General features: G+C 44.5%; 11 protein-coding genes and 1 other annotated feature. Of the genes, 1 reads left to right on the top strand and 10 read right to left on the bottom strand.

The window, feature by feature from the left end:
* Positions 1-54 precede the first annotated feature (54 nt).
* Positions 55-185 (bottom strand) — a sequence feature (ribosomal protein L20 leader region).
* A 205-nt stretch (positions 186-390) separates the two neighbouring features.
* The 4 genes from lrgB to lytS all read right to left on the bottom strand — a co-directional run bounded on the left by lrgB (position 391) and on the right by lytS (position 4,165).
* Positions 391-1,086: an antiholin-like protein LrgB gene (gene lrgB, locus C1T29_RS16395; protein WP_003229482.1), complete on the bottom strand. Its 696-nt coding sequence runs from the start codon at positions 1,084-1,086 to the stop codon at positions 391-393.
* Positions 1,087-1,106: 20 nt separating this feature from the next.
* Complete coding sequence (gene lrgA / locus C1T29_RS16400) at positions 1,107-1,547, bottom strand: antiholin-like murein hydrolase modulator LrgA (RefSeq protein ID WP_069839702.1); 441 nt, start codon at positions 1,545-1,547, stop codon at positions 1,107-1,109.
* A gap of 133 nt (positions 1,548-1,680) precedes the next feature.
* Positions 1,681-2,406, bottom strand: a complete 726-nt coding sequence (gene lytT, locus C1T29_RS16405; RefSeq protein ID WP_014664926.1) for a two-component system response regulator LytT — start codon at positions 2,404-2,406, stop codon at positions 1,681-1,683.
* Complete coding sequence (lytS, locus tag C1T29_RS16410; protein WP_103749914.1) at positions 2,384-4,165, bottom strand: two-component system sensor histidine kinase LytS; 1,782 nt, start codon at positions 4,163-4,165, stop codon at positions 2,384-2,386. The genes lytT and lytS overlap by 23 nt, the downstream gene beginning before the upstream one ends.
* Positions 4,166-4,339: 174 nt before the next feature.
* Between lytS and C1T29_RS16415 the strand changes: the two genes are divergently transcribed.
* A complete protein-coding gene (locus C1T29_RS16415; protein WP_014664928.1) occupies positions 4,340-5,122 on the top strand; it encodes an HAD family hydrolase in 783 nt (260 codons plus the stop codon).
* A 39-nt stretch (positions 5,123-5,161) separates the two neighbouring features.
* Here C1T29_RS16415 and thrS read toward each other — a convergent pair whose 3' ends face one another.
* The 6 genes from thrS to nrdR form a co-directional block, all read right to left on the bottom strand.
* A complete protein-coding gene (gene thrS, locus C1T29_RS16420; protein WP_014480529.1) occupies positions 5,162-7,093 on the bottom strand; it encodes a threonine--tRNA ligase in 1,932 nt (643 codons plus the stop codon).
* 394 nt (positions 7,094-7,487) lie between these two features.
* Positions 7,488-8,333: a putative sporulation protein YtxC gene (gene ytxC / locus C1T29_RS16425; protein ID WP_103749913.1), complete on the bottom strand. Its 846-nt coding sequence runs from the start codon at positions 8,331-8,333 to the stop codon at positions 7,488-7,490.
* A 78-nt stretch (positions 8,334-8,411) separates the two neighbouring features.
* Positions 8,412-9,053, bottom strand: a complete 642-nt coding sequence (locus C1T29_RS16430) for a TVP38/TMEM64 family protein (protein WP_095432409.1) — start codon at positions 9,051-9,053, stop codon at positions 8,412-8,414.
* 33 nt (positions 9,054-9,086) lie between these two features.
* Positions 9,087-10,022, bottom strand: a complete 936-nt coding sequence (dnaI, locus tag C1T29_RS16435) for a primosomal protein DnaI (RefSeq protein WP_014480531.1) — start codon at positions 10,020-10,022, stop codon at positions 9,087-9,089.
* Positions 10,023-10,048: 26 nt separating this feature from the next.
* Positions 10,049-11,467, bottom strand: a complete 1,419-nt coding sequence (gene dnaB, locus C1T29_RS16440) for a replicative helicase loading/DNA remodeling protein DnaB (protein ID WP_069839707.1) — start codon at positions 11,465-11,467, stop codon at positions 10,049-10,051.
* Between the two features lie 114 nt (positions 11,468-11,581).
* Positions 11,582-12,040, bottom strand: a complete 459-nt coding sequence (gene nrdR, locus C1T29_RS16445) for a transcriptional regulator NrdR (protein ID WP_040082169.1) — start codon at positions 12,038-12,040, stop codon at positions 11,582-11,584.
* Positions 12,041-12,135: the final 95 nt, after the last annotated feature.

Raw genomic sequence — 12,135 nt, forward strand, 5'->3', positions numbered from 1 at the left:
CACCTCCATAGTTTCTTCGAATTGATTCACAACTCATTTTGACTGCATTCTGCAGGCAAACAAAAAGTGTGGGCATTATAAAACACCCACACTACGAACATCTGTATCAATAAAAATGTACGGTCAACCTGCCAACTACATGCATGTGTCAATCAGGTGAGAAGCGGGTGCTTCTGCTTGTGATTTATATTCAATTCAATAACTATTCTACACAATACCGGATCTTTAGTCAAGGACGACTTATCCGGAACAACTTTTACATTGTAACATGGGTTTTCTATGAGCGCAAGAGAGAAAAAGAAAATCTTTCATCCTCAACCAGAATGTGAAGTTTCTGAACCGCTTACCCACGCACCATAAAAGAAAAAAGCCAAGGCATTCAGCCTTGGCTTAACCTCCGATCAACTGCACGAACACAGGAATGACCAGAACCGTTACCACTCCTACTACGACAACCGCAATACTCGCCATCGCAGCTTCAACTTCTCCCATCTCAATCCCGACCGCTACACCAAGTGCATGTCCGGATGTTCCGAGAGCCAATCCTTTAGAAATCGGATTCTTTACTTTAAACACCTTCAAGAACAATGCTCCGAGCGCATATACGATGACAGCGTTAAAGATGACCGCAAAGGCTGTGATGTCGCTGATGCCCCCGATGCCTTTTGATAAAGGAAGCGCAATTGCCGTTGTAGCCGCCTGCGGAAGCATACTTTTCATTACGGCCGAATCGAGATGAATGCCTTTAGCGAGCAAATAAACAATCGTGACAGAGCAGATAGAGCCGGCAATAATGGAGGCCATGATTTGCCACCAGTATTTTTTAAGCTTATCTCTTTGTTTGTACAAAGGAATGGCAAAAGCAATCGTCGCCGGTTCTAGAAAAAACTTAATGATTTCTCCTCCGTTATTATAGTCTGCGTAGGAAAAACCGCCGATTTTTAAAAATGCGATCCCAAGCACCATGGCAACAAACAAAGGAGTGAAAAGGAAGAAGCCTTTTGTTTTCTTAAATAAAAAGGTGCCGATGCCGAATGCAGCAAGTGATACGACAATCCCAAAATAAGGACTCATTGTGCTTTCCATGTGATGAACCTCCTGTTTCTTTAATGGTGAACAAGTTCGTTATTGTTCTGCGGGCTTTGCACTGTTTTTGTTTTCATGTCCGCTGCGGTTTTGCGTTTTCCGCCCAGCGAAAGAATCAGCTGAGAAAACAATCCCGTAGCCCCCAGCAAAATAATCGTTGCGAGCAGAATGACAAGAACAATTTGCAGGCCGTATTGCTGCATCACACCAAGCGAATTCATAACAGATATACCTGACGGAACAAATAAAAATCCGATCAGAGAGGTTAAAGACGTTCCGAGCGTTTCCACTTGTTCCAGTTTAATGACTTTCAAACATAATAGGAGAAATAATAAGACCAACCCTACAACCGATGCGGGGATAGGTATTGGGACAATAGCGGCAATCATATTCGAAACCAGCATAATGACGGCAAAAATAAATGCTTGTGTTAAAAACCCATACACTTTTTTAGCACTCATTTTCTTCACCTCTTTCTCTTTGGTACCCTCATTATAAATAAGAATCTCCCATTATGAAGCGCTTACAAGATAACATGCCGAATAGCGGGCCTGAGTTGCAGAATCAAATGGCTGAAATGCAAAAAGCCGCCCATCAAATATGGAGCAGCTTTTTCAATTCCTTCGCATATGTCCGGCTGACCGGTATTTTCGATCCGTCTTTCATGATCAGATTATACGTTGAATTAAACCATGGCTGAATTTCTTTAATATATTCGGTATTGACGACAAAGCTCCGATGGACGCGGATAAAATCAGAATCCGGAAGCTTTTTCTCTATCACAACAAGCGTCTCGCTGACCGTATAAGAATGATCGAAGGTTTTTACATTAACATGGCCATCCTCTGTTCCAGCATAGATAATGTCCTTCGTATCCACGATCACAATCGATTCCCCCACAGATAGCGCGAGCTTATGCTGCCCGGCATGGCTGTTTTGATCTGTTTCGACAATATCCCGATTGACTTTTTTATATTTTTTCAGCGTTTGCTGAATTCTTTCCTCATCGAAAGGTTTGGTTAAATAATCAAGAGCATCTACCTCAAACGCTTTGAGCGCATACTGGTCATACGCTGTCGCGAACACAACAGCAGGAGGATGCTTCATTTTCTTCAATCGCTTTGCGATATCAAAACCGTTCTCTCCGGATAAATCAACGTCTAAAAACAGCAAATCAGGTTTTTGATCCATCATTTGGTCAAAAGCGGATTCGATATTTTCCGCTTCATTGATTTCCATTTCCTCATTGGTCCGCTTAAGCAAGTAAGCCAGTTCATCCCTTGCCAGCATCTCATCATCAACTATTAACACCCTGAGCATGTTCTTCTCCCTCTTTCATCTGTTGCATTGGCACTTGAAAGGAAACCTCTGTCCCTTTATGAACCTCACTGCTGATATGCAGTGCAGCCTGCTGTCCGAATAAACCGATCAGCCGCTGATTTAGGTTATAAAGCGCTGTCCCGGTTCCCTCCTTAGACGGAAATGGCTTCTTCCCCAGTTCCTGCAGGACGTCCGCCGGTATTCCGCGTCCGTTATCCGTCACCTTCATATAGACGGACACATCATCAGATATGACACAGACTGTAACCTTGCACATGTCTTGTTTTTTCGGAAACGCGTGCCGAAGCGCGTTCTCGACTAGCACCTGCAAAACAAACGGAGGGATTTCAATCTGCTCCAGTCTGCTGTCGATATTGAGCTCAATTTTATACTTCCCGGGAAAACGCGCCTGTTCTAATGACAAATAGGCGTTAAGATGGTTCAGCTCCTTTGAGAGCGGGATCAGCAGCTGTCTCGCTCCTTGAAGGTTTGAACGAAAATAAACACTGAGCTGCAATAGGAGCTTGCGGGTTTTTTCAACATCTGTGCGGCAGAGCGCAGAAATCGTGTTGATCGCATTAAATAAAAAATGCGGATTCACCTGTGCTTGAAGCGCCTTGATTTCAGCATCCTTGAGAAGCTTGCTTTGCAGCTCTGCTTCCCCAAGCTCAAGCTGTGTCGAAAACAGCATGGCCAGTCCCTCAGCAAGCTCCTCCTCTACCTGGCTAAGGCCTGCCGGGCTTTTAAAATACATTTTTAAGGTGCCTATTGTGTTGCCGTTCGATGTCAGCGGCAGGACAATTGCGGCGTGCAAAGGGCATTCAGCATGCGTGCATTCAATCTCTTCCTTCGAAATCGCCTTCATGATATGCCCTGTTTTAATTACCTTTTTAGACAGGCCGGTGATCAAGCTTTTTGATGGAACGTGGTGATCCATGCCCGCGCCGACATGCGCAAGGATCTTTTCTTTATCAGTGAGAGACACCGCATCTGTTCCAGTCAGCTTATGGATAATAGCCGCCACACTTTTACAGGAGTTTTCATTTAATCCTTGGCGAAAAAATGGAAGTGTCTGATCAGCAATCGTCAGCACTCGATGCGTTTCGAGAGCCCTCGCCTGCTCTTCCTTGCGAATGATTGCTTGAATAATCGACAGAAAAATAAAACTGCCTGTACCATTGATTAGGATCATCGGAATCCCGATCATGCTGACAAGCTCCCAAGCGTCACTGAACGGCTTTGCCATCAGCAAAATAATGAGCATTTGCAGGGACTCCATGCCAATTCCCACAAGAGCGGCGATACGCGGTGTCGGCATTCGATATCGCTTCGTAAAATACCTGCCGATCAAGCCTGCAAGAACACCCGCTAAAATGGATGACACGGCACAGCTTAAGGCCGTGCTGCCACCGAGTGAAAGACGATGCAGGCCCGCCAGTATGCCAATTCCAGTCCCTACAAACGGACCTCCGAGAAGGCCTCCGATTTCCACACCTAAAATACGGGTATTCGCGATAGAGCCCGATGGATCTATCGTAAGCACCCAGTCATTGTTTACGATCATATTTCTTTGAATTTCGATACCTGTATAATTACTGATGATGCTGAAAAGAGAAAAAATAGAAATCAAAACCGCTTTTCCTTTATAGCCGTCCGGATTCTGAAGAGCTTGTCTGAAAAGTTTCGTATGGGCGAGAATGAACCCTAATATAACAATAATCCCTACCCTCTCAAGCATCATAATCATCAAATGAATCATTCATGTCACCTGTTCTTTCCGTTTTCATTCTAGCATGTTTTCGTTTTGCGGCTGACTGTTTTTTTAAAATCATCTGAAAACATATTTCACAAGGCTTTTATCTATTGTAAAATAAAACATGAGCCTTTTGGCCTTTTGGCAGAAAGATTTGAATCTGAAGCAGAGGAGAAGATCATGAAAGCCGTATTTTTTGATTTAGATGATACACTACTTTGGGACGAAAAAAGCGTCAGAACAACATTTGCAGAAACTTGCTTACAGGCGGAGAAAAAATATGGCCTTGACCCTGAGGAATTCGAAGCAGCTGTTCGCGAAGCAGCGAGAGAATTGTACATGTCATATGAGACGTATCCATATACAGTGATGATCGGCATTAACCCGTTTGAAGGACTGTGGTCCAATTTCTCAGAGCCTATCAGCGAGGGCTTTCAAAAGCTGAACAAGATTGTGCCGGAGTACAGAAGAAATGCATGGACAAACGGACTGAAAGCGCTTGGGATCGATGATCCTGCATATGGCGAATACTTGGGAGAGTTTTTTGCAGCAGAGCGCAGAAAACGCCCGTTTGTATATGATGAAACATTTGCTGTACTCGATCAATTAAAAGGCAAGTATGAATTATTGCTTTTGACAAATGGCGATCCGAGTCTGCAAAAGGAGAAACTTGCCGGCGTACCTGAGCTCGCCCCTTACTTCAATGAAATTGTCATCTCTGGCGCATTCGGCAAGGGCAAGCCGGATGTTTCCATTTTTGAACATTGCCTTAAGCTGATGAATATTGAAAAAGACGATGCCATCATGGTCGGCGATAATTTGAATACTGATATTTTAGGCGCTTCAAGAGCCGGAATCAAAACCGTTTGGATCAACCGGACGGATAAGAAAAACGAAACTGACGTATCGCCTGATTACATCATCAGCAGCCTTCATGATTTGTTTCCTATATTAGAGAAATAAAAAAGCATGATCTCTTCAATGAGATCATGCTTTTTTATTTTATTTTTTCGCTTCAGCTACTGCCTTTTTCACAAACTCATCAAGAGAAATCGTTTCAGAGTTCTGTTCTCCGTATTTACGCACGTTCACCGCGCCGTTTTCTGCTTCTTGGTCACCGACCACCAGCATGTACGGGATTTTTTGCATTTGTGCTTCACGGATTTTGTAGCCGATTTTTTCATCGCGGCTGTCGACTTCAACACGCAGGCCTTCACGCTGCAGGCGTTCCTGCACTTTTTTCGCGTAGTCTAAATGCACAGCCGGAGAAACCGGGATAACTTGGAACTGAACCGGTGCAAGCCATGTCGGCAGCGCGCCTTTGTGTTCTTCGATTAAGAAGGCGACAAAGCGTTCCATTGTGGAGACGACGCCTCTGTGAATGACAACCGGACGGTGCTGCTTGCCGTCTTCACCGATGTATGTCAGATCGAAACGTTCCGGCAATAAGAAATCAAGCTGAACCGTAGACAATGTTTCTTCTTTGCCGATTGCAGTTTTTACTTGAACATCAAGTTTAGGGCCGTAGAATGCCGCTTCACCTTCTGCTTCGTAATAGTCATGGCCGATTTCGTCCATTGCCTCTTTCAGCATGGATTGCGCTTTGTTCCACATTTCATCGTCATCAAAATATTTCTCTGTATCTTCCGGATCGCGGTAAGACAGACGGAATGTGTAATCACTTAAACCGAAATCCTCATATACATCCTGGATTAAACGAACTGTACGGATAAACTCATCCTTAATTTGATCCGGGCGCACAAAGATGTGTGCATCGTTTAACGTCATTCCGCGTACGCGTTGAAGCCCTGACAGCGCACCTGACATTTCATAGCGGTGCATCGTTCCCAGCTCCGCAATCCGAATCGGAAGCTCGCGGTAGCTGTGAATGTCTTGTTTGTAAATCATCATATGGTGCGGGCAGTTCATCGGACGCAATACAAGTGTTTCATTGTCCATTTCCATCGGAGGGAACATGCCTTCCTGATAATGGTCCCAATGTCCTGATGTTTCATACAGCTCTTTGCTGCCGAGCACAGGTGTGTATACATGCTCATAGCCGAGGCTGATTTCTTTATCGACAATGTAGCGCTCGATGACGCGGCGGATTGTTGCGCCCTTTGGCAGCCAAAGCGGCAGGCCTTGTCCGACTTTTTGAGAGTTCGCAAACAGCTTTAATTCTTTGCCGAGTTTTCTGTGATCGCGTTCTTTCGCTTCTTCTAGCATACGAAGATGCTCTTCAAGATCAGCCTTTTTGAAGAAAGCTGTACCATATACGCGCTGAAGCATTTGGTTTTTGCTGTCGCCGCGCCAGTATGCGCCTGCAAGGCTTAACAGCTTAAATTCTTTGATTTTTCCGGTTGAAGGAACGTGGACGCCGCGGCACAGGTCAAAGAATTCGCCTTGCTCATAGATCGAAACGGTTTCTCCTTCAGGAATCGCATCCAATAGTTCAAGCTTCAGGTCGTCGCCGATTTCCGCAAAACGGGCTTTCGCTTCTTCACGGCTGACTTCTTTTCGAACGATCGGAAGGTTCGCATTAACGATTTTTTTCATTTCTTTCTCGATTTTCGGCAGATCCTCCGGTGTAATCGCTTCGTCCATTTCTACATCGTAGTAAAACCCGTTTTCGATAACCGGACCGACGCCGAATTTAACATCCTTGTAGATGCGTTTAATCGCTTGAGCCAGCAAGTGAGCCGTACTGTGGCGCATAATTTGAAGACCTTCTTCTGAGCCTTCTGTAATGATTTCCACTGTACCGTCTTCATTGATCGGCGTTCTCAAATCGATTTCTTTTCCGTTCAGTTTTCCGGCTAATGATTTTTTCTTTAATCCCGGACTGATGGATGCCGCGATATCTTCTGTTGTTGTTCCTTTCGCAAACTCCTTGACTGCTCCATCAGGAAATGTGATTTTTACCATATCTGACATCTTTGTCACTCCTTTTTTTGCATATAAAAACCCCGCCCCCTATGAAAGGGACGAGGTTGAATAAACGGAATCGTGGTTCCACCCTTTTTTCCGCAAAGCCAATACGGCACCTGCGGCTCTAAGCTCTGTAACGGGAGTTCCCGTCAGCCATTACTGTTCCTTTTCAAGGGGTTCACAGCTGAAGTTCAAAGGCGGTAAAGCGAATGGTCCTTAGCTGGGAAGCTTGCAGCCGGGGCTTCCCTCTCTTTGAGCCGGTATCATTCCTTCGTGTCCTTATCAATACGTGTGTCTTTCTTAATCTCCTATGTATTATAAATTGTTCAATCCAAAAAATCAACACGGCCACGTTTCCTTTTTTTAAACCGACAGCCTTATATATACAGGCTGCCGGCCCTTATCCTTCCGATTGCTTCACCGTTGTTTCTGCATCTGAAAAAGCGTGCAGCGGAAGCATTTCCACTCTTTCTTGAAACACGTTTTGAATGGTCCTTGCCATCATGTGCTCGGGCTGGTCGGTATAAAGCACGACTTCATCAGGCGCAATGGAAATCAGAGGCGCGAGCAAATGAGAATCAATATACATAGGATGATCCCGGACAAACCGCCTGTCTATGTATTTCATTTTTTCCCGTTCCGGCACATAGCGCAGCTCCCATAATGTAAAGGAACCATCATGGACAATATGCACTTTTTTGATACGCGGCTGTTTGGCGTTTACATAGTCTCTGAGTGTTTGAATAAAGTTTTGATATTCCTGTTCCATCTTATATTCATCAATCGCTGCTTCTGTAATATCTCTCAGCTGCTTATAGTATGATCCAAGCCGGAAGGTCTGAAAGGAGCGAATGTAAAATACGCCTTCCTCTAAACAGATCGTTTGGAGTTCATCCAAAATAGATTGTTTCCGTGAAAGCTTCAGCGGCTCAAACTGAAGATCGTCTGCTTCACCTTCAATAATACTGTGTGCGAGCTGAAGAATTTGCTGCTGTTCATCCTGGTCAGTGAAACAATATGTTTCCTCAATCAATGACAGCATATGATCGTCTTCTTTGCATTCCAAAAAAAATTTGACCAGAATCGGCTCCATAAAACGTTGAATAGAGAAAGCCCGCTTCGCTTTTTTAATCCCGATTTTTCGTATGCCTTCACGGACAATGATATTGTTCCGATCGTCCGAATGCTGAATGAGATGTAAAAAAGCGGCTGCATCATGGTCATCTTCAAAGATTATTTCAAGCATGTTTGTCCCCCCTTACGGCATCTGTTACAAGTATATGGGGGATGTTTTTAAAATAGACGTAAAGGTCACTGGCAAATCTTAATTTGATTCCTGGAACAAGTTTTGCATTTTCTTTCTGAAGATGAATGGCAGCGAAATAAACACGATATACAGAGCGAGAACAAGAAAGAAAGCTGGCAGATTACCAGACAAAAAGCTCGCTCCCAGAACATTCAGCGCAATGGTCCCAGGGATGATTCCCACAGCCGTCGCCGCAAAATACGGCATCGCTTTGACATTGGAAAGGCCTGCAGCATAGCTGACGAAATCAAAATTGATCGGCAGGATTCTTAAAAGGAAGATATAGAAAAATCCGTTATCCTCCATTTGCTTCTGGATGGCTTCAAGCTTTTCATAATAGCCGTTCTTTTTCGCCGCAAACAAACCGGCCGCAAAAAACGAAACAGCTGAAGCGCACATTGAACCGACTAACGTATAAAACGTGCCGAGAAGCGGACCAAACGCAAGTCCGCCCGCTATTGAAATAACAGACACCGGAAATAAAACGAGCGGCCTGACGATGGATATCCCGATAAACATCAGCGGAGCAAAAACACCGAACGACAATACCCATACTCTGATCTCTTTCGGCGATACATTCAAATATCTTTTATTTCCCCAAAAGATTAAACCTGCACCTGCCAGCACTGCCAGCCATTTAAAAGCGGTTTTTCGTTTCATACCCTCAGTTCCTTCCCCTTTGAACCGCAGCAGTTACGGATGGCGGCGGTTTTCTCCGTCAAGGCGGATCGGAGCAGCCAAATATAATATCCGCTCCATTAATCTTGCCGCTTTTACTTCTTCCTTTTCTCCTCTTTGCGAATACGTAAAATGATGCTTCAGCTCGTCAGGTGAGAAATTAGAAGAAAAGAAAGTGGGCAGCTGCTGGGACATTCTGTGTTGAAGCACCGTTCCGATGACTTCATCCCTTACCCAGCTTGTCATTGATTCAGCTCCGATGTCATCTAGCATCAATACGGGTGTGGTCTTTACCATATTGAGCTTCTCTTCTAATGTTTGGTCTTGCAGCGAATTTTTAAGCTCTCTCACAAATTCGGGCACATAGACAATCATGGATGAATACTCTTTTTCAGCCAGCTCATTGGCAATCGCAGCGAGCATAAACGTTTTTCCCACCCCGAATTTCCCGTATAAATATAGTCCTTTGCCTTTTCCCGTCTCGTTATAGCTTTTCAGAAAATCTGTAACATGCTGGAACATCGCGAGCCTGCTCGGGTCACTGATATCGACCTGCTGGAACGTCGCACCGAGAAGATCCTGCTGGATATACATGCTTTTCATAAGAGACTTTTGTTTTTTCTGCTGGTCGAGCTTCCGTTTAACTGGGCATTCATAATATTCGATATCAATAGACCGCCCATTGACAACAAGCTTCGGATGGTAGCCCTCCAACAAATTGTTGCAATTTTCGTCTTCCGAACAATAGGAGCAATTCTTGCTTTGTTCGATATATTCATAAAGCTTATTTAAGCTCTTTTCGATCATTTTTTGGTCAATCACTTCTTCGTTTTCCTTCAAAAACGCTTGAACATCTTGATCTTTCATGACCTTTTCCTTCATTTGTTCAAGACGTTTTTGAAAATCCGGCCTGCCGGTTACGCCCTGCAGGGAACGGCCGATTGGTTCCATCTATTCCTCACCCCGCATCTCTGTCTTTAATAGGCAGAGTATTTTTTCAGTTTTTGCATTTCTTCCATCATCTTTTTCTTCTGTTCTTCCAAATCTTGCGGATGCAGCTTCTGCTGTCCGGATTCTGAATCGGACGCTGTTTCTTTTTCTTTCATCCAGTCAGGAAGCTTTTCTTCGCGAATCACTTTTTGGTTTCGTTTCGAAGACTTTGTTTTTCCCTCAGCCCATTCAAGGTATTGGCGGTTCTCTTCTATCGCGAGTTTCATCGCTTCCCTGACCGTTTTCACCTTTTTTCGTGCCCAATGCGACGCGATTTTTTGAATATAGTTTTTCGACAGCTTCATGTCGGTTTTCAGCATGACATAATAAATTAACACATTTGTGACGCCTGGCTCGAGTTTCTGTTCGAACATAATTTCTTCTATGATTTTCAGATCCGCTTTTGACGGCTCTGTTCCGTCAGCAATGTCCTGCAGAAGCTTCTTCGGAGAAATCGTCTCCAGCAATGCGATCAGCTTCCCGTCCAGAGAATCCTCTTCTGCCGGTTTTTCGCCTTCACGCAGATGCACCGGCTGTGTTTTTTCCACTAAATCGGGCAGCTGTCCGTTTCTTTCGATTTGATACCAGTCGCTGGCCGCTTTTCTTAATGCCTCCGTCGTAATGACATCATGCTCATCAATTGCGCTCATCACGACATTTTGCATCTGCAATGGGTCAATTCCGTACAGATAAGAAAGCTTTTTGATTGTGTCCCGCACCTGCTGGGTCATCGCTTTTCTCGGAATCATCGTCTCAGAAAGTCCCGCTAAAAACAAATCAAAATCAAACACATCCTCCGTTATGGTGTAGGACGGAGCCTGTCCGACAGAAGTATACTCGTTCCCCTCGGCAAGTCTTACCGTTTCCTCCATATCAGATGTGAGCTTCCATTCACTCGGCTGCAGCGATTCAAACGCGTGATTAAACGGCCGCGTAATGTCCTTCGCATCTTCTGAAATGGCCGGGTGCGTAAAAAATTGTTTTAATTGCTGATATTTCGTTTTTCCGACCCTATTGTACAGAAAAACATTCAGCATTCCGTCTTCAAAAAATTCATTTGGCCTGAGCGGCGGAAGAAGTTCATATATAAAGAGGCGCTCCTGCCGCTCGGATTCTTTCATATATACTTTCAGTAATCCGATGCCCTCGAGCTTCCCCTGTTCCTGATGGATCGTTTTTAAGTTGGACTGTGTCATCCCCATCAGCTGTCTATGTGTGGACTCTCCGCCCCACAGACGGTTTTGTTCAAGCTCTCCCCACAATGTCATATAAAGAGAGAATGCAACAGGGCCGATTAAGGGCTGGTACAGTTGTGTAATAATTTGTCTGTCAATATCCTGCAGCATCGATCTGCTTTTAACCACATACGGGTCTACAGGCAGTACATCTTTCCAATAGTCAGCCATACATTCTCAAACCTTCCGAATTTGTTTCTACCTTTCATTTTACACCGTTTCTTATATCTATCAAATGCCAATTTTGCACATGAGAAAAGAGCTAGAAGAATCCTCTTAGCTCTTTTAACGCTCTTTCTTTATTAAGTCTTTTAATTCGTCGATAAAGACGTTTATATCTTTAAACTGTCGATAGACGGACGCGAACCGCACATATGCGACTTCATCAATCTTAGCCAGCCGGTCCATGACCATTTCTCCGACGAACTCGCTCTTCACCTCAGAGCAGCCTTGATTGCGAAGTTCTTTTTCAATATCAAAGCACATGTCTTCAAGCGTTTTGAGTGAAACAGGCCTTTTTTCGCATGCTTTTATGAGGCCGCGCAGCATTTTTTCTCTGCTGAACTCCTCACGCACACCTTCTTTTTTCACAACGATGAGCGGGGTTTCCTCCACTTTCTCAAAGGTCGTAAATCGGTAGTGGCAGGATTCACACTCGCGTCTTCGGCGAATCGATTTCCCGTCATCCACAGGCCGTGAATCAAGGACTCGCGTTCCGTTATGCTGGCATGAAGGACATTTCAATAAAATCAGCTCCCAACTATATCGTTCCCTGCAATGTATTTTCGGCAGCCTCCGCCTTTTGTGACAGCATCTGTCGGGAGAGCCGTTGTTAAATT

The sequence above is a fragment of the Bacillus sp. MBGLi79 genome (genome assembly GCF_002953915.1).